The organism is Grimontia kaedaensis (genome assembly GCF_023746615.1).
GTDB lineage: Bacteria > Pseudomonadota > Gammaproteobacteria > Enterobacterales > Vibrionaceae > Enterovibrio > Enterovibrio kaedaensis.
Genome location: NZ_CP082276.1, coordinates 317,062 through 341,807 on the forward strand (window position 1 = coordinate 317,062; position 24,746 = coordinate 341,807).

At 47.7% G+C, this 24,746-nt stretch carries 23 protein-coding genes; 15 read left to right on the forward strand and 8 right to left on the reverse strand.

From position 1 onward, the window contains the following. Positions 1-36 precede the first annotated feature (36 nt). From K6Q96_RS18315 to K6Q96_RS18325, 3 genes are all read left to right on the forward strand, one after another. On the forward strand, positions 37-1,293 hold the full coding sequence (locus K6Q96_RS18315; RefSeq protein WP_251881663.1) for an ABC transporter permease: 1,257 nt from the start codon (positions 37-39) through the stop codon (positions 1,291-1,293). Between the two features lie 10 nt (positions 1,294-1,303). Further along, entirely contained in the window at positions 1,304-2,152 is an 849-nt protein-coding gene (locus tag K6Q96_RS18320) for an ABC transporter permease (RefSeq protein WP_046305993.1), read from the forward strand. A 163-nt stretch (positions 2,153-2,315) separates the two neighbouring features. After that, positions 2,316-2,858: an SRPBCC family protein gene (locus K6Q96_RS18325; RefSeq protein ID WP_251881665.1), complete on the forward strand. Its 543-nt coding sequence runs from the start codon at positions 2,316-2,318 to the stop codon at positions 2,856-2,858. Positions 2,859-2,916: 58 nt separating this feature from the next. Here the strand turns inward: K6Q96_RS18325 and K6Q96_RS18330 are convergent, their stop codons facing one another. Further along, the gene (locus K6Q96_RS18330) at positions 2,917-3,264 is read right to left on the reverse strand and encodes a DUF6404 family protein (RefSeq protein ID WP_002539977.1); all 348 of its coding nucleotides are present in this window, start codon (positions 3,262-3,264) and stop codon (positions 2,917-2,919) included. Between the two features lie 219 nt (positions 3,265-3,483). On the opposite strand from K6Q96_RS18330, the gene K6Q96_RS18335 reads away from it, so the two are divergent. Beyond that, complete coding sequence (locus tag K6Q96_RS18335) at positions 3,484-4,383, forward strand: AraC family transcriptional regulator (RefSeq protein ID WP_251881667.1); 900 nt, start codon at positions 3,484-3,486, stop codon at positions 4,381-4,383. Between the two features lie 52 nt (positions 4,384-4,435). On the opposite strand, the gene K6Q96_RS18340 is transcribed toward K6Q96_RS18335, so the two are convergent. Beyond that, positions 4,436-5,590, reverse strand: coding sequence for a multidrug effflux MFS transporter (locus K6Q96_RS18340; protein ID WP_251881669.1), 1,155 nt, complete (start codon positions 5,588-5,590; stop codon positions 4,436-4,438). A gap of 98 nt (positions 5,591-5,688) precedes the next feature. On the opposite strand from K6Q96_RS18340, the gene K6Q96_RS18345 reads away from it, so the two are divergent. The 3 genes from K6Q96_RS18345 to K6Q96_RS18355 all read left to right on the forward strand — a co-directional run bounded on the left by K6Q96_RS18345 (position 5,689) and on the right by K6Q96_RS18355 (position 7,615). After that, complete coding sequence (locus tag K6Q96_RS18345) at positions 5,689-6,468, forward strand: AraC family transcriptional regulator (protein WP_251881671.1); 780 nt, start codon at positions 5,689-5,691, stop codon at positions 6,466-6,468. 144 nt (positions 6,469-6,612) lie between these two features. After that, complete coding sequence (locus K6Q96_RS18350; protein WP_251881673.1) at positions 6,613-6,882, forward strand: hypothetical protein; 270 nt, start codon at positions 6,613-6,615, stop codon at positions 6,880-6,882. Positions 6,883-7,156: 274 nt separating this feature from the next. Next, positions 7,157-7,615 carry an Hsp20 family protein gene (locus K6Q96_RS18355; protein WP_251882402.1) on the forward strand — a complete coding sequence of 153 codons (459 nt, stop codon included), beginning with the start codon at positions 7,157-7,159 and terminating at the stop codon, positions 7,613-7,615. A 39-nt stretch (positions 7,616-7,654) separates the two neighbouring features. On the opposite strand, the gene K6Q96_RS18360 is transcribed toward K6Q96_RS18355, so the two are convergent. From K6Q96_RS18360 to K6Q96_RS18380, 5 genes are all read right to left on the reverse strand, one after another. Continuing rightward, entirely contained in the window at positions 7,655-8,122 is a 468-nt protein-coding gene (locus tag K6Q96_RS18360) for a GNAT family N-acetyltransferase (protein ID WP_251881675.1), read from the reverse strand. Continuing rightward, the gene (locus tag K6Q96_RS18365) at positions 8,106-8,792 is read right to left on the reverse strand and encodes an SDR family oxidoreductase (RefSeq protein WP_251881677.1); all 687 of its coding nucleotides are present in this window, start codon (positions 8,790-8,792) and stop codon (positions 8,106-8,108) included. Before K6Q96_RS18365 ends, K6Q96_RS18360 begins: the two co-directional genes overlap by 17 nt. Before the next feature lie 508 nt (positions 8,793-9,300). Further along, positions 9,301-10,326, reverse strand: coding sequence for a choline metabolism transcriptional regulator GbdR (gbdR, locus tag K6Q96_RS18370; protein WP_251881679.1), 1,026 nt, complete (start codon positions 10,324-10,326; stop codon positions 9,301-9,303). 287 nt (positions 10,327-10,613) lie between these two features. Further along, positions 10,614-11,528, reverse strand: a complete 915-nt coding sequence (locus tag K6Q96_RS18375; protein WP_289623575.1) for a pseudouridine-5'-phosphate glycosidase — start codon at positions 11,526-11,528, stop codon at positions 10,614-10,616. Between the two features lie 96 nt (positions 11,529-11,624). Next, positions 11,625-12,716 (reverse strand): PfkB family carbohydrate kinase, encoded by a 1,092-nt coding sequence (locus tag K6Q96_RS18380; RefSeq protein WP_251881681.1) that lies wholly within the window; start codon positions 12,714-12,716, stop codon positions 11,625-11,627. A 277-nt stretch (positions 12,717-12,993) separates the two neighbouring features. Between K6Q96_RS18380 and K6Q96_RS18385 the strand changes: the two genes are divergently transcribed. The 6 genes from K6Q96_RS18385 to K6Q96_RS18410 all read left to right on the forward strand — a co-directional run bounded on the left by K6Q96_RS18385 (position 12,994) and on the right by K6Q96_RS18410 (position 20,749). Next, positions 12,994-13,509 carry a formate dehydrogenase subunit gamma gene (locus tag K6Q96_RS18385; RefSeq protein ID WP_251881683.1) on the forward strand — a complete coding sequence of 172 codons (516 nt, stop codon included), beginning with the start codon at positions 12,994-12,996 and terminating at the stop codon, positions 13,507-13,509. After that, positions 13,506-15,104, forward strand: coding sequence for a formate dehydrogenase beta subunit (locus tag K6Q96_RS18390; protein ID WP_251881685.1), 1,599 nt, complete (start codon positions 13,506-13,508; stop codon positions 15,102-15,104). The genes K6Q96_RS18385 and K6Q96_RS18390 overlap by 4 nt, the downstream gene beginning before the upstream one ends. Before the next feature lie 18 nt (positions 15,105-15,122). Continuing rightward, positions 15,123-17,996, forward strand: a complete 2,874-nt coding sequence (gene fdhF, locus K6Q96_RS18395; protein ID WP_251881686.1) for a formate dehydrogenase subunit alpha — start codon at positions 15,123-15,125, stop codon at positions 17,994-17,996. Between the two features lie 8 nt (positions 17,997-18,004). Beyond that, complete coding sequence (locus K6Q96_RS18400) at positions 18,005-18,247, forward strand: formate dehydrogenase subunit delta (RefSeq protein WP_251881687.1); 243 nt, start codon at positions 18,005-18,007, stop codon at positions 18,245-18,247. Between the two features lie 226 nt (positions 18,248-18,473). After that, positions 18,474-20,300, forward strand: coding sequence for an Lnb N-terminal periplasmic domain-containing protein (locus tag K6Q96_RS18405; protein WP_251881688.1), 1,827 nt, complete (start codon positions 18,474-18,476; stop codon positions 20,298-20,300). 5 nt (positions 20,301-20,305) lie between these two features. After that, on the forward strand, positions 20,306-20,749 hold the full coding sequence (locus K6Q96_RS18410; protein ID WP_251881689.1) for a DUF3015 family protein: 444 nt from the start codon (positions 20,306-20,308) through the stop codon (positions 20,747-20,749). A 62-nt stretch (positions 20,750-20,811) separates the two neighbouring features. On the opposite strand, the gene K6Q96_RS18415 is transcribed toward K6Q96_RS18410, so the two are convergent. Next, positions 20,812-21,585 carry a siderophore-interacting protein gene (locus tag K6Q96_RS18415; protein WP_251881690.1) on the reverse strand — a complete coding sequence of 258 codons (774 nt, stop codon included), beginning with the start codon at positions 21,583-21,585 and terminating at the stop codon, positions 20,812-20,814. 403 nt (positions 21,586-21,988) lie between these two features. Here K6Q96_RS18415 and K6Q96_RS18420 point away from each other — a divergent pair, with 403 nt between their 5' ends. Together K6Q96_RS18420 and K6Q96_RS18425 are read left to right on the forward strand one after the other, a co-directional pair. Then, positions 21,989-22,606: a DUF1449 domain-containing protein gene (locus K6Q96_RS18420; protein ID WP_251881692.1), complete on the forward strand. Its 618-nt coding sequence runs from the start codon at positions 21,989-21,991 to the stop codon at positions 22,604-22,606. 24 nt (positions 22,607-22,630) lie between these two features. Beyond that, a complete protein-coding gene (locus K6Q96_RS18425) occupies positions 22,631-24,718 on the forward strand; it encodes a flotillin family protein (protein WP_062663592.1) in 2,088 nt (695 codons plus the stop codon). Positions 24,719-24,746 lie beyond the last annotated feature (28 nt).

A 24,746-nucleotide genomic window follows, 5' to 3' on the forward strand; every position in this document is an offset into this window, starting at 1 on the left:
GCCGTTTTTGTTTTTATTTGAAGTTGGGAGAGTCTGGTGCAGGGAAGTCCAGTCAATGAAATAACCACAGCTGATGGAGTATCGCTGAGAGTCAGTCAGCAGCGCTCTATCCGTCGCAACAAAATCAGGGCATTTTTGTTGGTATCGCCGCTACTGATCTTTTTGCTGGTGGCTTTTGTATTCCCCATCGTTGACATGCTTCAACGCAGTGTCGAAAACCCTGAAGTCTCTACCTATCTTCCGAACACCAAAGCCGCGCTGCAAGACTGGAATGGCGAAGAGCTGCCCGGTGAAGAAACTTATGCCGCTTTGGTGCAAGATCTGAAAATCGGCGCTGAAGCGCGCAATATCGGTAAAGTGGCGTCACGCCTGAACTATGCAAAATCCGGTATGCGTTCGCTGATCATGAAATCAGCGCGAAAATCCAAACGCCTCAACGAAGGCCCTTACAAAGAAGCGATGGCAAAAATCGACAAGCGCTGGATGGACATTACGGTCTGGCAGCTGATTGAACGTGAGTCGTCGCCTTATACGCTTTCTTACTACCTGAATGCGGTTGATCTTAAATACGGCGATGACGGCAGTATCGTCGCCCAGCCTGAACATCTACAAATTTACAATGCCCTATTCTGGCGAACGCTCTACATGAGTATGAGCATTACTTTCCTTTGTCTGCTCTTGGGCTACCCAGTTGCTTACTTGTTGGCGAACCTGCCAATGAAACAGGCGAACCTTTTGATGATTTTGGTTCTGCTGCCGTTCTGGACGTCACTTTTGGTGCGCACTGCCACCTGGATTGCGATTTTGCAGCAACAAGGTGTACTGAATGATCTCATGGTGGGGGCTGGCATTCTGGATGACGAAAACCGAATACAGATGATTTACAACCAGACGGGTACGCTGGTGGCGATGACACACATTCTGCTGCCCTTTATGATCCTGCCGCTCTACTCCGTTATGAAAACCATCTCTCCGAGTTATATGCGGGCTGCGCGCTCGATGGGGGCGACGCAAACCATGGCGTTTCGCCGTGTTTACTTCCCGCAAACGCTGCCGGGTATCGGCGCTGGTTCTATCTTGGTGTTTATCCTCTCGATTGGTTACTACATCACACCAGCCTTGGTGGGTGGTCAAACAGGGACCTTTATCACCAACTTCATTGCTTACCACATGCAGACTTCGCTCAACTGGGGTTTGGCGGCGGCTATCGCTTCCATCCTGCTGATTGTGGTGATCTTGCTATATTGGGTTTACAACCGCCTTATCGGCGTCGACAACGTGAAGTTAGGGTAAGGAGGACAAGATGGCTTTACCTGAATGCGCAACCACAGGCGAAAAAGTTTGGTATGTGGTGTTTCGCCTCATCTGTGCGGCGATTTTCCTGTTCTTGATTGGCCCCTTGTTGGTCATCATTCCTTTGAGTTTCAACGCCGAACCGTACTTTACGTTTACACCTGAAATGCTAAGTTTTGACCCTGCCGGATATTCGCTTCGCTGGTACGACGATTTCTTCACCTCTGAGGCGTGGCAAACGGCGGTCAAAAACAGTGTGATTGTGGCGATTGCTTCCACTTTGTTGGCGACGGTACTGGGAACCATTGCGGCGCTTGGGCTTTCCAGCCGTTACATGCCTTACAAAGACGCGATCATGGCCATTCTTATCTCGCCAATGATTGTGCCTTTGATTATCTCCGCTGCGGCGATGTTCTTTTTCTTCTCCCGTTTCCAGCTTACCCAAACCTATGTGGGCGTGATCTTGGCGCATACTGCGTTAGGTATTCCGTTCGTGGTGATTACCGTAACCGCGACGCTGAGTGGTTTTGACCATTCCTTGACCCGCGCGTCGGCAAGCTTGGGGGCGAATCCGGTTCAGACTTTCTTCAAAGTGGTCCTGCCGTTGGTTACGCCTGGGGTTATCTCTGGCGCGCTGTTCGCTTTTATCACATCATTTGATGAAGTGGTCGTGGTGCTCTTTATTGCAGGGCCAGAACAGACGACGCTGCCGATTCAGATGTGGTCGGGAATACGGGAAGAGATCAGCCCAACCATATTGGCCGCTGCAACCCTGCTGGTGGTGTTATCTATCGCTTTGCTGACAACCTTGGAATTCCTCCGCCGACGCAGTGCAAAGATGCGGGGCATTGAAGAGTAAGCTTTACTTGATAGAGTCAAAACACCCGCTTTGTGCGGGTGTTTTCTTTTTCCCATCTTTCTTTCATCTGTATCCCAACTCTCTCAACTAATTTCATTTCCATCTGGCACCTATGCAGGGTGGTGTTGCTTACATGGCGTGTCGCTAACAGAGGATGCAAGGAATGAAAAAAACGTTGAAAACCTTTATAGGGGCAGCATTGATGATCTCGATGCCTGCAATGGCATTGGATGGTTTGGAAAAGCTTTCGGTGACGGAAACGGTCACTATCAATGCACCAGCGAAAGAAGTGTGGGACAAAGCCATCAGCTTTGATGGTTTGGATTCTTGGATTCCGGGAATCACTAAAAATGAACTGGTGTCGGGTGTGCCGAACGAGGCCGGGGCGGTAAGGAAACTCTATGTGGATGATGCGTCGCTGACAGAAGAGTTGATGGGCATTGATAACAAAACCATGGCGCTGAATTACAGAATTACCAAGGAGAATGTCGACTTGTTGCCCGTCACGCATTACACCTCAACCATTTCGGTGGTTTCGAAAGGAGACAATGTGAGTGAAGTGAGTTGGAGCGGTGAGTTTTACCGTGGCTTTCCAGAAAGTAATCCGCCTGACTATCTGACCGATGAAGCGGCAGTTAAAGGTGTCACTAGCTTGTATCAGGCTGGCTTAGGAAACTTGAAGAAAGTACTGGAAGGTAAAAAGTAATAGCTGGCTTGCTGACCACCCATCCCCCTAATCAGGGTGGTCGGCAAACCAGGCTGATCTAGATTTCGCCCCAGCTAGGAAGCTGTTTTCTTTTCGCGGAAAGCTTGTACCACGCAGACATCATCACACCGAAAAACAGGCCGGTAACCAGAGATGCGTTAAACGCATAGCTGAGGGACACACCGAGAGATTCCCACTGCATAAACCACATGATTAATCCCCACAAGGTACCAAACCAAAGGGTACCGAGCAGCGTGTTGATGCTGAAGGAACAGAACTGCGGTGGTGGAACTTTCAATCCCAATTTACGCGCAAGACGGTAAATCAAAGGATTGGCGGAAGATGGCAAAAAGCCTTTCTCAGTCAGGACCTCATGTGCACGGTCCAGTTGTTGCTCGAAACTCATTACTAATCACTATATACAACTCAGTGCGCTCACTATAACCCAAGGGAGGCTGGGCTAAAGGAGGATTGGCAGGTTTGGTGACCGCCGTCTCGCCAACGGCAAGTTTTCAACGCTTTATCGCGATCAGCGTAAAGGTATGCCAGTGTTTTCGCGCCTCCTTGTGGCCTCAGTCCGAAGAAATCAGTTAGGCTGTTTGCAAGAAAATAAGGAAGCCTATTCATGCGCGTCGATTACCAAAAGCGGTTGCTGCCTGTCATTCGTCATCTAGAAAAACACTTTAACGAGCCACTCAACCTGCCCGAAGTCGCGGCTTTGGCAAATCTCTCACCTTACCATTTTCATCGGACATTTAAGGCGGTACAGGGAGAAACGCTGGCAGATTTCATCAGGCGTCTACGTCTTGAAGCGGCGGCTGATGAGTTGTTTAAGAACAAACAGCCGGTGCTCAACATTGCCCTAGAGTTTGGTTTTTCGTCCTCTCAGAGTCTCGCGAAGGCCTTCCAGCAACATTTTGGCGTTACACCAACAGCCTTTCGTGACTGTGAAGACTACAAGGCATTTTCCGAGCTTGCACGAAACAGCAAGATTGGACACACGCTGCGCAAGATTGGAAACGAAGCGGAAGTGACTGATTCATATACTGGCTCTGACACATCAACATGGAGCAAGACAATGGAAAAGCAACACTTCGAGCGCAGTAAACTGGCCTATGTCCGCGTGACCGGCCCTTATGGTCAGGGATATGAAGAAGCGAGTGGTCGCCTTTATCAATGGGCGGGTATGAATGGCTTGGCAGGGAACACCTGTATTTTCATTTACCACGATAACCCTGAAATTACCCCGAACGAAAAGTGCCGCACTGATATCTGCCTAATGGTGCCGGATGAGACTGAAGTGCCAGCAGGTATAGAGCTTCAAGATTTCCCCGGCGGCGAATATGCGGTGATGCGCCAGAACATCACGGACTTTAGTCAGTACCCCAAAGCATGGGATGACCTGATGAGTAAAGTGATTGAGATGGGCATCGAATCAGATGATCGTCCATGCTTTGAGCTTTACCACAGCTTTGATATGCAAACCCATCATGCTGATGTCAGTTTTTGCACTGCGATAAGATAATGTCGATAGAACGCTAATACTGATGAAGCCCACGGTAACCGTGGGCTTCTGTTTATGTGTTGGTCGCTGATGCCAGGCGTTTTTTCGTGGTTGGCAAGACGAATACTAGTGTAACCAAGGAAGCGGTGAACAAGGTTCCCCCGAGGTTCTGGAATAGTCCTGCAACGCCCAACGAAATTCCAAGCATGAGGTAATACATCAATCCAAACAGCGCACCGGCAGAGCCAGCATACTGGCGGTAGTTAACCAATGCTTGGCCTAGAATATTGGGTATTGCAATGCCGTAAGCGACAACGATTCCCACCATTGGCAGAACAAGCAGGTAGCTTTCTTGTAGTGCACCAACGCCGGCGCTACAGAGCACAGCCAATGCACTGGAGCCTGAGACTAATGTATTCGCATCGAAGCCGTGTTTGAGTAAAGACTTATTGATCATGCTGCCTGCAAATGATCCCAGCGCCAGTGCAACCCCGGTATAGCCGAACTCAATGGAACTGAAACCCAGTTGTTTGAAAGTAAAAGGCGCAATCGCGTAGTAGCCAAACAGCATAAGATTAAAGGCGGCCACTAAAATAGCATTCTTCCATATTGAGCCATCTCGCAGCATTGCACGGCACACTGTAGCAAGCGAAACACGTTGGGTATGCACGGGTTTGGTTTCTGTCAGGGCAAACGTAGACCCAACCAGTAACACCACTGCTACACCCAATAATGTTGTGAATACGCCCAAGTAACCTGAGTAAGTGGTCACGACACTTCCCAGAATCAGTCCAATCACAGGGCTAACTGCCGTCGCCATTCCCATGATAGAGAAGACCCTGCCCAATTCATCGCCTTCATAGCTGTCCCTTAACATGGTTTGACCGACGACAGAGCCTGTCGCTGCCCCAAAGGCGGAAATCACTCGGGCTATAAGCACGACATGAAAGTCGGCCGCAAACATGGCTAAAACGCTTCCCAGTGCATAAGTCGCCAAACCAATGAGCATCGCTGTGCGTCGTCCCAATGTATCGGCAAGCCTTCCCCACACCACTACGCCAACCGCAAATGCAGAAAAGTAAACCGATAACGTGAGTGATGCCGTATCAAAAGAAACGCCAAAGGCTTCAGCCAGATTGGGCAATGCCGGGCTGTAAATTGTTTCTGCAATTTGGGGAAACATCAGCAGCGCCCCAAGAAGCCACAAAGATAGGGTTTGCGTTTTCATATAGTCTCCAATAATCGTTTTTGATGGCGTGGAGTCTACAGGTGGATATACTTGGACTATTAGCGTCATTAAAACAAAAAACATCAAAATAAGGACAGATGGCAGTTATAACCGAAGAAACCCGATTTAACGCGGATGTGTTGGAAGCGCCTATCATTGGCGTTGCAGCACAGATTGGGCGTCATGACTCGGGAATGCACAAACACAATAAGCATCAGCTTCTGTTTGCTTCTTCAGGGTGCATGAGCATCAACCTGAACGGGTTGTGGTGTGTGCTGCCTCCAAGCCGTGCTGCCTGGATCCCTGCTGGCACCATTCACTGCGCTGTGATGCGCAACGTTGTGTCTTACCGTTCTTTGTATTTTGATGCTCAGGTATCCCAGCACCTTCCAAAAGAGATAAAGATCATCGCGGTTAACGGTTTACTGAGGGAGCTTATTGAGCGCATGGCTTACTGGGAGTGGGAGATGCCGGAAAAAGATCAGCGTGCGATCTTTTCTCTGTTTTGTCAGGAGTTCGGAAGCGCACAGGAAGAACACTTCGCGCTCAAGTTACCGTCTGATCGTCGATTAAAGATTTGGCTAGAAGACGTTATGGCGGGCAGAGACCTTCCAGAACCCTTGGTCGAGATGGCAAAAGGTATTGGTGCAAGCGCCAAAACCATCAGCCGCATTTTTACTCGTGAAACCGGTATGCCTTATCAGTCATGGCGTCAGCAATGGAGACTGCAGGCGTCGATCGAACGATTGTCTGAAGGAGAGAGCGTGTCAGAAGTGGCGTCCGCGCTGAAATTCTCCAGTGATAGCGCGTTTATCAGCTTCTTTAGAAAAATGACAGGCAACACACCAGGAAGGTACCTAAAAGAGCCCACCGAATAAGAAATTTACAGTGCAAATTGTGCCCACATAGCAGCGTTAGCGTCTGAGACTTTCTCATGTCCATAATTTACTTTGGGTTGTAATGATAACTATTATCATCTAAATTCAATGTATGGTGATATGAATGTAAGACGGGTGAAGGCAATGGATAGCAAGCACGTGAAGGGCAAGGGAGCCATCGCGGTTCAACAAACAGAAAAAGTACAACTTGAGTTCAGTTTAGAGACGTTGGAGCGTCTATTCATGAATGGCCAGTTATGTGCAGCGGAATTCAGCTGTTTAAACGCCAACTCTAAGAAAGTTGTGCAGGCTCTTTGCCTAAACACTTGCATGCACCGTGTTTGCAACGAAAGATCACGCGCAGCACCACTGGAAGAAGGCTTGCTTATCGACAATAAAAATATCAGTTACTGAAATTTTTGTTCACTGACTTGATTCTTCTTCAGATAGCCCCAATATAATTAAGTTAGTGTTTATTTATCTTCGGTAACAAATAATCCACAATTAAAAATCCTATCGCTCAATAATCAAGGTTTTAAAATAAATTCGAAATTTTTTTGGTTGTTACCCTTGAAAGTTTTTTTGCTCGTCTCCAAATATATTGGTGTAGAGGTTGTGGCGATATTCGTGCGGCCTCTCAGGTAAATATACTAATTGAATTTAATATCGCTTCTTTGGAGGATATATGATGAAAACTATCGATCTGACCCCACTATACCGTAATAGTATTGGCTTTGACCGTTTTGCCACTTTACTGGATAACGCGTTCCGCGCAGAAAGCGCTGCAGCGGGTTACCCACCGTATAACATTGAATCACTGGAAGACAACAAGTACGCGATTACCCTTGCTGTTGCTGGTTTTACGCAAGAAGAGCTAAACATTAATGTAGAGCGTGGCGTGCTGACTATCCGCGGTGAAAAAGAGAAAGCTGAAGGCAAAAATTACCTGTATCAAGGTATTGCTAACCGCACTTTCGAACGTAAATTCAACCTGGCTGACTACGTTGAGGTTACCGGTGCAGATCTGGAAAATGGTCTGCTGAAAATTAATCTGTTGAAAGTTATTCCAGAAGCAATGAAGCCTAAGTCCATTGCTATTAATAACAGCTCTTCTACGATAGAACACAAAGAAGAAGTTGTTGCTTAATTAATATTTCATGATGTTGCGTTAAACGAAAGGGCTGATTCATTCAGCCCTTAAGTGTGTTAATTCCATTTGAATATGTTCAATGCCAGTTTTGGTTGAAACATACACCTCTCCTGCTTTTTTAAATCCCAATTTTCCATAAAGCGGTGTTGCATGCAGACGTGCATTTAAAATAATATTTTTTGTTAGGTGCTTTTTAGCGTGAACAATCAGTCGGCTAAGAATGGCCTCTCCCAACCCTTTGCGCTGGTGGTCAGGCGAAACCACCATTTGCGAAATCTGCATTATGGAATCATCTCGTTTGGTCAGCCGACCATAAGCCAGAAGCTCTCCGTGATAGATGGCCCCGAGATGCAGGCTACTTTCTTCGTCAGAATCGAATAATACTTCCCAAGGTAGGCCAGCCTCTTCGAAAAACAAGGCGTAACGAAGGCTCAAAGCCTGTTGATAATGCTCTGAATCTTTATCCAGCCAACGATATTCAATCTGATTACCAAGCGTGTTCATGGCCTTCCCAGGTAAAAAATTTGCCACTGTCGTTCATTGTCAGTGACTGGGAGAGTTTTACAATACCTTCTGCGCTCTCTTGCACCGTGATGTCGGCTTCATCACCACCCATATCGGTTTTCACCCATCCTGGATGTACCGGACACACAATAATGCCCTCTGCTTTTAGTTCGAGTGCTAGTACCTGCATGACTTTGTTAACGGCAGCTTTAGAGCTTCGGTACGCAAACATTCCGGTGGACTCACGGCTCAAAGCTCCCATCTGGCTAGAAATAGTGAGGACTTTAGGTGAACGGCTTTTCGCTAAATGACTGAGCAAAGCATTGGTGATGATTAAAGGGGCGATGGTGTTTATCTCAAAGGTCTGTTCCCAGCCTTGAACGTCCATATCACTGTAACTCTGATGGTCAGGCCCAATAACACCTGCATTGTTCACCAAGACATCAATTTGAGTATCTTCAAGTGATGCTGCAAAGGCTTGGATGCTTTGTGAGTCGGTAACTTCCAGAGGCCGAAGAATTAGTTGATTCGACTCTTGCAAAAGAGTCAGTGAACTTGGTGGTTCTGGCGAGCGATAGGTAGCGATCACTTTATCGCCTTTCGCGAGATATGTTTTTACCAGTTCCAATCCTATTCCGCGGGAGGCTCCTGTCACAACAATTGTACCCATCACATGACTCCTTTTGTGTATGGCTATTTAGGCAGGTTATATGTTATTGAGATACCAAAGGAATGTCTGGGGGCAATTTTTGTCCTGCGTCGCAAAATTTAGGCGGTCAGGATTTAATCGCTTAATCTCAATCTATTACGTGTTGCGAAGAAAGTTACCCACAGAAACGGTGGATAACCCTTTGGGTAACGTTGAATTAATACAAACGTCATATTGGAATGTGGCGATATGTTCAAAAATCACGCGGGTTGCGGGAGGTGTGGTTAAACGTTAACCGCTTTATTTTTTACCCAAATTAGTTTTGAACGAAACGAGTTTCGTTATGTGTCTTGATTCTTATCATATCATTCAATTCGTCCAGATTATCGGCAGGATATAGAGGGTGAAAAGCGTAGATTTCAGCGCTGAGCAAAAATTGAACACTTTATTCCAGAGGATGAGAGGACTGAATCCGCATAATAAAAAAAGCCCCGGAAATTCCGGGGCTGATTTGCAATAAGTTCGATGTTTAGCTGGCTATTTGAGCGCTTTCTAAATTGACACTGCCGAGTGTTGGCTCTTGGTCTTGGCGCATGCCTACACGCTCTTCCCGTGGTGGGATACCATAGTAATCGCGATAGCATTTAGAGAAGTGAGGGGTTGAAACAAACCCGCAGGCAATCGAGATTTCAATAATGGATAAGTTTGTCTGGATCAGAAGCTGCTTCGCGCGACTTAGCCGGAGGTGCAAATAGTACCGAGAAGGAGAACACTGAATATGCCGTTGAAACAGCCGTTCGAGCTGACGGCGTGAGAGTTGCACTAAGCTGGCAAGCTCATCGATACAGAAAGGCTCTTCCAGATTAGCTTCCATCAGTGAGACAGTTTCGAGCAACTTTGGTTGTGCGGTACCAATCAGATTCCTTAACGGGATCTTCTGTACGTCTTCGCTGTTTCTGACACGTTCACACATGAACATTTCAGAAATCGCGGCACTTAATTTATTTCCATGCTCTTTGGTGACCATATTAAGCATCATGTCCATGGGGGCGGTACCCCCCGCGCTGGTCATGCGTTGCTCATCAATAGAGAATAGCTTGTTACTAACTCGCACTGCAGGGAAGGCTTCTTGGAAACCGGCCAGATACTCCCAGTGGATCGAACAAGCTTTGTTTTGCATGATCCCAGCTTTCGCCAGAATGAAGCTACCAGTGCATATTGCACCAATGGTGACATGCTTACGATCTAGCGAACCAAGCCAGCTGAGTAGGCGCGGATTAGCTGATTTTTCGATGTCCAGACCACCACAGACAATCACGATGTCCAGAGGTTGTTGGGATGGGATTCCCCCATCAACACCTATCTGTAGTGAATCACTTGCTGATACTGCTTGGCCGTCTTCACTCAGCGTATGCCATTGGTACAGCGTTTCTCCTGACAACTGGTTTGCCATTCGCAATACTTCAATCGCTGAAGCCATTGCCAACATAGTGAACCTATCGCAAAGGTAGAAACCAATGTTAACGGGTTTGCGTAATGAGGATACTGTGCCCATAGGAACCTCTCCATTCTCGGTTTGTTTTAAACCGTCCTTGTTTAATTTAGTTACAGCTCTTAGAGATTGGCGCAGTCCAGAACGCAGCTTCTCCCCTATGGGTAGGACAATGTTAATGGAAAGTAAAATTAATTTATTTGAAACACGGACGTCATGAACCAAAAACTCTTATTTGCGACATTTGAAGCGGATTTATCGTATGAAAATGGACACCTTGAGGCCCATTTTCCGGCACTCAAGGTGTTTAGAGGTGTAATCAATTTTGAGGTGGGCTTGGGAAAAACGACTTAATCACAGTATGCAACTGCGATTTCCGCGGCGAGGGCGGCGTTGTTCAATACCAAGGCAATGTTAGCTTTTAAGCTGTTTCCAGCTGTCTTTTCTGCGACTTTGGCGAGTAAAAATGGCGTGGAATCTTTACCTTTTATGCCTTTAGCATCCATTTCCGCAATCGCGGCGTCTATCACGTTATCGATTTCTTCATTCTTCAGGGCGTATTCTTCTGGTACAGGGTTGGCTATCACTGCGCCGCCTTTAAGTTTCATTTCCCACTTGGCTTTCAGAGTGGCGGCGATGAGTTCGGGACTGTCGATTCGGTAGTCGACACCAAACTGGCTTTCGCGCGTATAAAACGCTGGCAGTGTTTCAGTACCATAGCCAATCACAGGAACACCCTTGGTTTCGAGGTACTCAAGTGTCAGTCCTAAATCGAGGATGGACTTGACCCCAGCGCACACTACGGCGACCTTGGTTTCAGCCAATTCTTCCAAGTCAGCAGAGATATCAAAGCTGGTTTCGGCACCTCTATGAACGCCGCCAATGCCACCCGTGGCAAACACACGGATGCCTGCCATATCGGCCAGAATCATCGTCGACGCGACAGTGGTTGCACCATCTGCTTTGTTCGCGACAATGAAAGGAATATCGCGACGACTGGTTTTAATCGCGGACTGACCTTGCTGCCCTAAATACGTGATTTCTTCTTCGCTGAGACCCACTTTTAAACGGCCTTTGAGGATCGCGATAGTGGCAGGAATTGCCCCGTTATCACGTACCGCCTTTTCAACGCGCAGGGCAGTTTCCACATTTTCCGGATAAGGCATACCGTGGGAAATGATAGTGGATTCTAACGCGACAACTGGCTTGCCTTCGGACAGGGCTTTCTGCACGTCAGGGTGAATATCGAGATACGGATTTAACATAAGGCTTCCTATAGGGTCTGTTGACCTTTGGTGGTTAAACTTTGTTCTGGGCCATAAGCGTTTTAGGCGAGCCGAGGTGTGCGCCGCCTAGTTACTCTAAGCAAATACGCCTTCAAGGCGCTGTTGCACCATCAATTCGGTAATGGTTGGGTTGATGGTTTGCATGTGCTCCATCGTTAACATGGCGCAACCAAGTGCAAAGCGGCACGAATCTGCGTCAGTCAGGTTATTCATTTGTCCGTAAACCAATCCGGCGAGAAAGGCATCTCCCGCACCATTGGCGTTGATGACATTGACCTTAGGTGAGCGAATCAAAGCTGTATCTTCAGCGGAACGATAAAGGATGCCATCTGCCCCTAGGCTTAGAAATAAACGGGTGATGTCTTGTTGAATGAACCAGTCTGCAATGTCGTCGACATCTTCATCGGAATTCAGTGGTAAACCAGAAATGGTCTGCGCTTCCAGAAGGTTCGGTTTGAGTGTGTGGATATGTTTGAGATACGGCTTGGCTTTGATGGCTTTGGCGGTGGACACTGTATCTAAATAGATGACCTGATCGTGAAACTTACTAAAAAGGTAAGCAAGAACATCTTCGTTAACGTTGGTGTCGATGATAATCGCCGCTGCATGCTGAATAAGATCGGTATGTTGGGCGAGTAGCCCTATATTCAGGTGATCAAGAATCGACATATCTGATACCGCAGCCAGCATGTCTCCGTGGGCATCCAGTAGAGAAAGATAGGTGGAAGTGGTCTGTCCGGTAAGCTGGCTGACTGCTTTAACATCGACCCCCGCCTTGCGTGTAGCTTCCAGTACTACGTTACCGTAGGCATCATCCCCAACCACTGAAATCAATTTGGTGTCGACACCTAATCTGGCCAGGTTTTCTGCAATGTTCCGACCTACGCCGCCGGCTGAACCCGTGATTTTTCCGGGGTTGGAGTCTCGTTCGACCATCGTCACTTCCGGCTGACCCAAAATGTCCATATTGGTGCCGCCAATCACGACCACATACTGTGGACGGTCAACAATGTAGCCTTTTCCGCGAATCACGCCTTTTCGTGTCATGTTCATAATGTGCACGGCCACCGCAGAGCGACTGATATTCAGCTTGTCGGCAATGCTCTGTTGCTGGATGAAGGGATCATCTTTGATCAATTGGAGGATTTCATCTTCGCGCGACGTCATGGTAGCTAACACCTGTTTGGTTGTTAAACAAATGTTAGTTTTAAATGGGGTGAGTAAAGTGTCAATTACTGTGGGGTAACAATTAATTATTGTGTGACGCCATAGAAAAAATTTGTATAAAAACCAGTCAGTTTTAACCATGCTTTTCTATCAGGAGCGTCGCATTACGACCTGATTGGGTCTCAATTCGGGAACAGGAGGTTGGATGATTGGCTCTACACTTGAAAAGAACACTGTTAACACTGTGTTTTATGAAGATGAACAGCAAGGATAGCCAATGGAAAACCAAGCTCAGCGTAGCGCTTTAACGGAGCAGGAGCGCGTGGTGGTGGCAGAGGCGATCAATTCGCTTAAAGCCAAACCGGGCGCGCTGTTACCTGTGTTACACCATATTCAACATCATTTGGGTTTTGTGCCTCCGGCGTCTGTGCCGATAATCGCGCATGGGCTGAATCTGTCCAATGCTGATGTGCACGGCGTGGTCAGTTTTTACCATGAGTTTCGCAATCACCCGCCGGGCGGACACATCATTCAGATTTGCCGTGCTGAATCTTGTCAGTCGATGGGCTCGCATGCGCTTGAAAAACACGTCGTCTCGAGGCTGGGCATCGGCTTCCATGAAACTACCAAAGATAACAACTTCACTCTCGAACCCGTCTACTGTCTGGGCAACTGCATGTACTCGCCGTGTGTGAGAGTCGGTGATGATATCCACGGTGAAATGAACGATGAGGCATTCGACAACCTTATTGATTCGTTGCTCACCCAAGTGATCGAGGTGAAAGTGCCATGAGTTATCGCATTTATGTTCCCCTCGATTCTTCTTCTGTTTCCCGTGGCGCTGAGAAAATCGCTCAACGTTTGGCACACAGCGCCGTCGCCATGGGTGAGTCTTTGACCATTGTCCGCAACGGTTCCCATGGCATGTTCTGGCTCGAACCCATGATTGAAGTGGAGTCGGCGCAAGGTCGTGTAGCCTTTGGTCCGGTTTTCGAAGATGACGTGGATACGCTGTTAGCACTCCGTTTCTTTGCGCCAGATGAAGCGGGCAGCGCTGCCCTTGATCATCCACTTTGTTTAGGGCTGACCTCAGAAATCCCCTGGCTGAAAAGGCAGCAACGGCTGACGTTCGAACGTGTTGGGTTTGTTGACCCCTTAGATGTTGAAGATTATCGCAGCAAAGGTGGGTTCGTCGGGCTGGAAAAAGCGCTGGGTATGAGCACCCAACAGATTCTCGACGAAGTAAAAACCTCTGGCCTTCGCGGTCGCGGTGGTGCGGCGTTTCCAACCGGCATTAAATGGCAAACCGTCTCAGACCAACCGGCAGGTCAAAAGTATGTGATTTGTAATGCAGACGAAGGTGACTCCGGGACTTTTGCCGACCGCATGCTGATGGAAGGCGACCCATTCACCCTGATTGAAGGGATGATCATTTGCGCCATCGCTGTCGGTGCTTCACAAGGCTATGTCTACACCCGTTCTGAGTACCCTAATGCTTGCAAGATCTTCACTCAGGCTATCGAAAATGCCTATGCTGCAGGTTATCTCGGTGCAGATATCTGCGGTAGCGGAAAACACTTCGATTTGGAGCTCCGCATGGGGGCAGGGGCCTACATCTGTGGTGAGGAAACATCGCTGATGGAGAGTTTGGAAGGTAAACGCGGATTGGTAAGAAACAAGCCACCACTTCCTGCCATTGAAGGTCTCTTTGGCAAGCCAACCGTCATTAATAACGTTATCTCATTGGCATCAGTGCCCATCATTCTGGCAAAAGGGGCTGATTACTACAAAGACTTTGGCCAGGGTCGCTCCCTCGGCACCATGCCAATACAACTGGCGGGGAATGTGAAACGTCCCGGTCTGTTTGAGTTGGCTTTTGGCGTGACGATTCGGGAACTCTTGTTTGACTTCGGTGGTGGCAGTAAGACAGGAAAGCCTCTTAAAGCCGTGCAAATTGGCGGACCCCTTGGCGCTTACATTGCTGAACATGACTGGGATACGGATCTGGATTACGAACATCTCGCAGCCCGCGGCGCCATGCTGGGGCACGGTGGCATCGTCGCGTTCGACAATCAAATCGACATGAGCCAGATGGCGCGTTTTGCGATGGAGTTCTGCGAGCTGGAATCCTGCGGGAAATGCACGCCTTGTCGTATTGGTGCAGTCCGCGGCGCGGAAGTGATTGACCAACTGCTGGATGCGAACGGCGATGACAAGCTGGAACGTAAAGAGTTACTGGACGATCTGTGCGAGACCATGGAGCAGGGTTCGCTCTGCGCCATGGGTGGGATGACACCATTTCCGGTGAAAAGCGCATTGAAGCACTTTCCAGAAGATTTCGGGCTCGCGAAAGATGCGAGTGCCCAGGCGAACAGTGGCGGCAAGTAAGCCGTCGAGGAGAAGACAATGGTTGAGTTCTATATTCCCATTGAGCAAGGCAGCAAAGATTTCGGTACGCCTGCTGTAAAATGCGAAGACATTACGCAAATATCACTGACCATTGATGGCTGGCCAATTACCGTGCCTGAAGGCACGTCGGTTATGCATGCGTCTTCCATTCTGAATATTCAAATTCCAAAATTGTGTGCGACCGACTCGCTAGAAGCGTTTGGTTCATGTCGTATGTGTGTGGTGGAAATTGAAGGAATGCGTGGTAAACCCGCCGCCTGCACCACACCTGTTGTTGAAGGCATGGTGGTTACCACGCAAAATGAAGCCTTGCGTAAGTTACGCCGTAACGTTATGGAATTATACATTTCAGACCATCCCCTCGATTGTTTGACCTGTGCGGTGAATGGCGATTGTGAATTGCAGGATATGGCAGGTGCGGTTGGTCTTCGTGACGTGCGCTACGGATTTGAAGGTAGCAACCACCTCAATATGGAAAAGGACACTTCCAATCCTTACTTCACCTTTGATTCCAGCAAATGCATCGTCTGTTCCCGATGTGTGCGTGCCTGTGGAGAGATTCAGGGTCAACATGCGCTGACAGTGGAAAGTCGGGGTTTTGAATCCCGTATCGTCGCTGGTTCAGAATCGTTTATGGATTCCGAATGCGTGTCCTGTGGTGCCTGCGTACAAGCCTGTCCGACGGCTGCGTTGACAGAAAACAGCGTGATAGAGCTGGGCACCCCGAGCCATTATCGCGTGACGACGTGTGCCTATTGCGGCGTTGGCTGTTCTTTCCGCGCTGAGATGCGCGGTGATGAATTGATCCGAATGGTGCCGCACAAAGACGGCAAAGCAAATCAGGGTCATTCCTGTGTGAAAGGGCGTTTTGCCTTTGGCTATGCAACCCACAAAGATCGTGTAACCGACCCGATGATCCGCGATTCTATTGATGAACCTTGGCGCAAGGTAAGTTGGGAAGAGGCGATTGGTTTTGCCGCAGACAAGATCAAAGCGATCCGCGATAAACACGGCGCGAATGCGCTGGGTGGGATCACCTCTTCCCGCTGCACTAACGAAGAAACCTATCTGGTGCAAAAACTGGTTCGCGCAGGCTTTGGCACTAACAACGTGGATACCTGTGCGCGTGTCTGTCACTCTCCGACGGGTTATGGCCTGAAAACCACACTGGGTGAATCCGCAGGGACACAGACCTTCGAATCTGTCCAAAAAGCCGATGCGATTATTGTTATTGGGGCCAACCCAACCGATGGCCATCCGGTGTTCGCATCCCAGCTTAAACGTCGTCTTCGTAGCGGCGCTAAACTGATTGTTATCGACCCACGCGAAATCGATCTGGTCAACGCAGCGCATGTTCGCGCGCAATACCATCTTCAATTGCGTCCGGGCACCAATGTCGCCGTGTTGAATGCGTTGGCGCACGTCATCATCAATGAAGGGTTGGAAGACACTTCTTACATTGAAGAGCGTTGCGACATGGCAGCATACAAAAAATGGCGCGACTTTATTGCTGATGAACATCATTCACCGGAAGCGATGGAAAGCGCTACAGGCGTTCCCGCTATGCTGATCCGAGAAGCGGCGAGAATGTTTGCCAAAGAACGAAACGGCGCAATCTATTATGGGCTTGGTGTCACCGAGCACAGCCAAGGCAGTTCGGCCGTGATGGCGATTGCCAACCTTGCTATGGCAACAGGTAACGTCGGTCGTGAAGGTGTCGGTGTGAACCCGTTGCGCGGCCAGAACAACGTGCAGGGTAGCTGTGATATGGGCTCGTTCCCACATGAACTGCCAGGCTATCGTCACGTGTCTGATCCAGAAGTGCGTGCACTATTTGAAGGCGAGTGGGGCGTACCCATTGATGATGAACCCGGGCTTCGCATTCCCAACATGTTCGATGCCGCTATTGCAGGTCGATTTAAAGGCATGTATGTGCAGGGTGAAGATATTGCCCAATCTGATCCCAATACCCAACATGTTGAAGCGGCGCTGACATCGCTGGAATGCCTTATCGTCCAGGATATTTTCCTCAACGAAACGGCGAAGTTTGCGCATGTGTTCCTACCGGGTGCCAGCTTCCTTGAAAAAGACGGTACTTTTACCAACGCAGAGCGCCGTATCTCGCCGGTACGCAAAGTGATGGCGCCGCTTTCGGGTAAAGCTGACTGGGAAGCGACCATGGATCTTGCCAACGCCCTTGGCTACGAGATGCACTACAATCATCCATCCGAAATCATGGATGAAATTGCCAAGCTGACCCCGACCTTCCATGGTGTCAGTTATGAAAAGCTGGATGAACTGGGCTCCATCCAATGGCCTTGTAACGATGAAGCGCCACTGGGAACCCCAACCATGCACATAGGCGGATTTGTGAAAGGCAAAGGCAGCTTTGTTGTCACCGAATATGTTGCAACAGAAGAGAAGGTGAATAAACGCTTCCCATTGTTGCTGACGACTGGGCGTATCCTTTCCCAATACAACGTCGGCGCACAGACTCGACGTACTGACAACAGTCAGTGGCATCAGGAAGACATACTGGAAATTCACCCTCTTGACGCAGAAGATCGTGGTGTCACAGACGGCTCTCCCGTTCGTATTGCCAGCCGTGCAGGCGAGATTACCCTGCCTGCGAAAATCAGCAACCGCATGCAGCCAGGTGTGGTTTATACCACCTTCCACCATCCGGTTTCCGGTACCAATGTCATCACCACGGAAAATTCGGATTGGGCGACTAACTGCCCTGAATACAAAGTGACGGCGGTACAGGTGAAAGTGGCAGTGGAACAGGCAGATTGGCAGCAACGTTTTCGTGAGTTCGATGAACAGCAACAGGCTCATTTATCTGCGGCTACGCAAGATAGTAACAATTAGGAGTAAACATGGACGGTGAACTTCATCGTAACGAGCGCCTTTACGCGATGGCGACCCAGATTGCTGACAACCTCGAGCATGGCAGAACCGAGCAAGAGACGGTCGACGAAGTCGCTTCCCACATTCGCCGTTTCTGGTCGCGTGACATGAAGCAAAGCCTTTTTGCTGCATTGGGAAGTGGGTTGTTGGATCCCATCGCTGAAAAGGCAGCGGAAATACTGGCTGAGGAATATCGGTTGAAAGCAGGGTAAATCAGGTTGTTGTGTAAATGAGAAAACCACGTCTATGCGTGGTTTTTATATTTGTTGCAAACAATTATCTATATTTGGCGAGTCTGACTTGTTAGTGTGCATGAAGTTTGTTCGATATTTGAAGTGCTTCCAATAATGTATCGAAAAGATAGACATCTTATGTTCTAATCAACTTACAACCACCGCGCAAATAAGAATCAAGATCATTAGGCAGTTTTTAAAATACTTGAGCTTTTTTTTATTACAACTTTTGGTGTCTTTTACAACTAATGCCGGAAGTACTCATCAAGAAGCTCTCTCCACAAATCTCCATAACGACCTCACTTGGTTAAGTCTTCTTCACCATGAGCCTTCTTGGTTTGGTTCAGAGAGCTTGATAAACAGCCCTGACTTCTTTTTGTCCCAGAATGGCAAAATTGATGCGGCTTCGGAACTTATCGCTACTTTAGAAGCGTTTAAGTCTCAACCTCAATCTCAGTGTCGGTTTCCTGCTAGAAAGATATGGCTGGAGCAACAATTACCAAACGCTCGGTTTCCTGAGGTAGATTGCACAAACTATCAAGCATATCGGCGCGCTTTTAAGGCGGAAAGTGTCAGCCTAGTCTATGCCAGCGGCTATCTGGGCAACCCCGCATCTATGTATGGCCACTTGTTGTTGAAGTTCAATAGCAAGAACAACCACGAATTTCTTGATAACACGTTTAACTACGGTGCTAGGGTTCCGGATGGAGACAATAAATTTGTGTACATCTACAAGGGGATAACAGGCGGGTACTCAGGCCATTTTACTAATCAAAAATACCATCATCAGAACCTTACCTACAACGAATCGGAACTGAGAGATTTGTGGGAGTACCGTCTCGATCTGCCTCAAGAAAAAGTTAACTTTTTACTAGCCCATTTATGGGAACTAGAGCACTCCAGCATGACCTACTATTTCTTTGCTGAAAACTGTGCTTATCAGCTAGCGAAAGTACTTGAAATGGTCATTGAGAAGCCTCTGGTAGCGAAAGGTAAAAGCTGGGTTATGCCCTATGACATTGTGATGATGCTGAACAAGCCAGATACTAGTGAGGTAGTAGAAAAAGTCACCTATCACGGTTCGCGACAAGAGCAGTTGTATGAGCGTTTCACCCAACTTAGTCGCGAGGAGCGGGATACGGTCGCTAGAGTGATCAGCGAGCCATCAACAGACTTGGCCAAGCATTTCAACAAGCATTCGAACGACGAAGTGACGCGTATTATAGATACGCTTTACGACTATTACGCGTTTATAGATGTCAAAAATAATGGGCTGAGTGAGCCACAAACCTCAAAATTGAAAGCCCTGTTGGCTTTGCGATTTAGTCTGCCAGCATCAGAGACACGCTGGAAAGCAGTGGAAAAAATCCCACCTCATAAGGCACAGAATACTACAATGTTCCAAGCTTCGACGCTTTACAACGAAGCTTTTGGTGAAGCAATGGCTCTTCGATTTCGCGCCAACTACTACGACCTTTTGAGCGTGAATGCAGCACGCATTCCAAACTCCGCACTTAATACCTTTGATCTCACTTTTCTCTATACCAAAGAAGAGAGCAAGGTTCGTTTAAGAGAGTTTACCTTAATAGATATTATCAACCTAAATCTCTCTCAGACAGGACTTCCTGGTGACAGTCAATGGGCTTGGGGGATCAGTGCAGGTTACAAGCCGACATCGCTGAATTGCATTGATTGCTCAGATACGACATTTGAGGGCTTTGCTGGAACAAGCTGGCGGCCCTTTGACGGCTTAGTGAGCCATTTAGCGTTGGCGGGAGAGCTTCAAGTTAACTCGTTAAAAGATATTAACTTTCTTAGCGGACCAGAAGTTGGGGGAATATTAACCGTCACCCCATATTGGGTTACCTCAATAAAATTAGGCGGTTATTTCAACTTGGACGAAAAATGGCGATACGAGAATCATTTGACTTGGGAGCAACGGTTTTTTGAGCATCAAGCTTTTGATGTGAGGACTTCTGTTCGCTACAACCAAGGATTTGAGTACGCCGCTCATTTATCTATTTATTGGTGAAGACTATGAAAAAAATCGCTTTATTCGCTGTAGCTGCCGCTTTGGTATCGGGTAATGTTGTTGCTGAGGAAAAAAAAGGTATTAACCCTTGGACGCAATGTGGTATCGGCGCAATGATCTTTAACGACATTCCTGCAGCTGCCGGTATTTCGAACGTTATCTGGGATTTAGGTACCACCGCAGTTTCTTCAAATATTTCTTCACAAGATACCTGTGAAGGCAGTCGTGTTAAGGCGGCGATGTTCATTCAGGACAATTTTGACCAAATGATGGAAGACACCTCGAAAGGTTCAGGTGATTACATTAATGCGATGCTTGAAATGCTGGAAGTTGAAGGTGAAAGTCAACAAGTGGTGATTACCTCTATTCGCAGCAATGTGGGAAGTCAAATGGCAGTAGAGGAAGTGACTCCTCAATCATACTACAGCGCGGTAATGGCTAGCCTGTAATGATAGCTAGCAGGGAGCTGACTATGCTCCCTGCTCAATATTGAAAACTCTAAAGCCTCGAATTAAGCAACTGCTTCAGCATCTTTTTGCTTGATCACTTTGTGGCCTTCTTCAGTCACGCCGTTTTTCCAATAGCTGCTGATATAAATATTGTCTCGCTCTACGCCTCGATCATTGCGGAAATATTGGCGTAGTGAGCGCATAGAATCGAATTCGCAAGCACACCAGATGGCGGTGTCGCCATCCAGCCATTCTTTTTCCTGGACTTGCTCTGCCAGTGTTTTTACGCCTTTAACCAGCCAGTCGACTTGCATTCCTTCAGGGGCTTGGATCGGCTGAATGTCGTCTTTAGAAAGTACTTCAATCACCGCATGGCCTTTTGCATGTTGAGGTAGTGATGCAATTTTGACAGACAGCGCAGGAAGGGCAGTCATATCAGCAACCATAAAGAACCAATCGGCTTCTTTGTTGATTTCCTGAATGGTGCCAGGTCCAGCAATCGTCATGGTATCGCCAACTTTGGCGTTTATTGCCCAACGAGCGGCATGGCCGCAGCCACAGTCATCAACCTTATGGCGGACAAAGTCTACTGTGATCGTGTGTGTGCTGAAATCCAACTCGCGGATAGTGTAGGTGCGCATAACAGGCCTTTCACCCGCTGGAAGTGAACTCAGATCTGTGCTGCCATCCGGCGCAAACATTAACTTGATATATCCGCCTTCGCAGTTGGCAGGAAAGCGGGCTAGTCCCTCGCCATGCATCACAATACGCTGCATGTTTGGAGTAATGGCTATGCTTGCTTTGACAGTAAGCTGAACAGGGTTCGGTTTCTTCATTATTCTTCTCTGACTACTTTACTTCACCCTAAAATACGTCGCCTTTAACAATAATTCAATGATAACGATTATCATTTGCGTAAATTTACACTTGTCTTTGAGCACTGCGGTAGGTGTGATTCTGGAAACAAGGTTGTGAGGTGTTGTTTTTTCTTTGATATCTAACCTTTTAATACATCTAACTTAAGTATATTAGTAAGTTAATTCACATCAGCGGATTCTTAATCTAGTGACAATTGTATGCTGGATGGAATTTTGAAGCGTTTATTTGAACCGAATCATATAAGAACACGATGCTGCTTCAAACATGTTCAATTCAGGTTAGTCTGGGCAGGCTTGTTTAAGCATTTAGACGTCAAATAAAAAATAAAAACCTTATAACACTTTGTTTAGAGGATTATAAATGACAGTTGGTGAATTTCTGGGTGTGTTGATGACGTTCCCTACAAGCGTGTTCTTTGTTCCGTTTGTGGTGTTCTTTCTCATTATGCTGGTCGATTTAGTCTTCAATGTAGTGGAGGGATTTACCGCGGATATAGATCTCTTCGATCTTGATAATCTGCCCGGTTCAGGCCTTCTCCTTCCGCAAGTCCTTTCAAAAGTTCCTCTAATGGTTGCTTTGTGCGTCTCGTTTTTCGTGGCAACCGTTATCTCGTTTTATGCATCAGATATCGTTAAAGGTTTTATTTCCGGCTCGATGCTCTTGGTTGCAAATATCATCTCTATTCCTGTTGTTACGTACATTTCTCTGGCGATATCAGCCTGGTTATTGAAGCCCTTGGCTCCATTATTCGACCGTAAAAAAACGTTTGCGAAGGTGGAATTTATTGGCTTAAAGGGCCGTGTTCATAGCAATGTCGTTAATAGGAAAAAAGGTGAAGTCGTCGTTTTGCATGAAGGAAATGAATTTCTACTTGATGCAATGCTGCAGGATGATAGTTCGATTCAATATGGAGATGAAGTGATCATTGTTTACAAAGATGATGCTTCAGACCGCTACGTCGTAGCAAAAAAAGCTTAATGGAATAATTATCAGGAGTAGGAAATGGAAATTTCCCCAAGCATTATTTTTATCGCCAGTGGCATAGCTGTTTTCCTCATTGTGATGATTTTCATCACATCCCGTTATAAGAAGGTGCGTGGCGAGGGTGATGCGTTGATTGTTAATGGCCTTCATCGCACACGCGCATCTCTGACAGGTACTTTTGTCTGGCCGATCGTTAACCAATTTGAATACATGGATATCACCCGTAAAAAAATCTCTGTGATCCGCAGTGGCCGCAAAGATCAGGAAGGTGAAGAGTATGAAGGTCTGCACTGTCGCGACAATATCCGCGCAGACCTGAAGGTGGATTTCTACATCGGTGTAAACCACGAAGAAGATGACATCATCCGCGTGGCAAAACTCTTTACCGCACATGAAGCTTCGAATCTTGATCGCCTCAAAGAACACTTCCAGCCAAAATTTTCAGAAGCCTTAAAAACGGCAGTAAAGCAGTTCGAATTTGAAGAACTGCTGACCAACCGCCGCGCTTTCCGTGATGCAGTTGTTGATGTAATCGGTAGTGAAATGGATGGCTTCAAAATATACGACGTGGTTATCGACAAAGTTGATCAGACCGCGTTGGATGCCCACAGCCCTGACAACATCCTCGACGTTGAAGGTATCCGTAAAATTTCAGCTATTACTGCGCAAAAAAATACTGAAACCAACGCTATCCGTCAGGATGAGCGTACAACGATGAAGAAGAAAAACGTCGAAGCGGAAGCAAACCGTCTGCAACTCGACAAGCAAGAGCAGGAGTCTATAGCACGCACCCAACGCGAAGTAGATATTATCAAGGCGCAGGAAGAGGCGCTTGCATCAGAAAAACGCGAAGAATATGAACGCGTCACGCAGCTTGCGAAGCTGGAAACACAAGAGGAAGTGGCCAAGAAGCGTGAAAGTGTGGAAATGGAAGTGGAAATGACGCGTATCGCCAACCAGCGTCAGGTCGCTATCCAACAAGAAGAACTCAACCGTTCAGTCGAAACAGAGAAAGTGCGTACGGCATCTGAAGTGGCTGAGCGCGAAATGCAGAAAGAGACCACAGTGGAAGAAGCGCTGAAATCTGTCTCTGAAACACGTTCACAACGCGTGGAAATTGAACGCAAGATTGCTCGTGAAGAAGAAGAAACGGAAAACTTGCGTGTCAACGAACGCGTAGCCCGTGAAAAACGTGTACGTCTGGTTGAAGCGGAAGCAGCCGCAGAAGCTAAGCAGCTTGAATCGCTGGTGGCGGCTCGTACAGAGAAAGAAGCGGCGAAAGAGCGCGCAGAGCGCTTACTGATTGAAAATGAAGCAGAGCTGAAAGTGAAGACGCGTGATGCAGAAAATGCATTGGCAGTGAAGACGCGAGAAGCAGAAGCTGACCAAATCGTAACGACAAAACGTGCTGAAGCTGATTATGTAGCGAAAGAGCGCGAAGCCGCAGCGAAAGAACGCATGGCTCAGGCTGAGAAAGAACTGATCAGCGCAACGGGCTTGGCAGAAGTGGAAGTTGACCGTGAGCGTGCGCAAGCGATTAAAGAAACTGGTGAAGCGGAAGCCTTTGCTCTGCAAAGTGCAGGTGAGGCAGAAGCGCAAGCGCTGCGTGCGAAAGGCTTGGCGGAAGCAGAATCTCAAACTGCACGTTTTGAAGCTGCTCAACAGTATGATGACCACACGCGCGAACACGACAAGTGGGTTATGCAACTCCAGCAAGACAAAGAGCTTGAAATCGCACGTATCGAAGCGCAGAAAACCGTGGTTAGTGCAAATGCGCAGGCATTGGCAGAAGCACTGGCGAAAGCAGATATCCGTCTGTTTGGTGGTGAAGGCATGGAGCAGATCCGCCGTACCATCATGGATGCTTCAGCCGTTGATGCAAAATTTGAGCAGTCTAAGGTGCTGAACCCATTGGTTTCTGAGTACGTTGATGGTGAGCGCAGCTTACCGGAAGATCTGAAAGCGATTTTGGAAAACACGGACCTGAAGAGCAGTGATTTAAGCAACGTCGCCTTGGCGAGCTTGCTGAACTCGCAAGGTGGTGCGACTGAGCTTCTGAAGAAACTGCAAGGCACACTGGAGCCATCGTCAGACAAAAATTCGTAACACCCTCAATTACTCTCACAGAATCCCG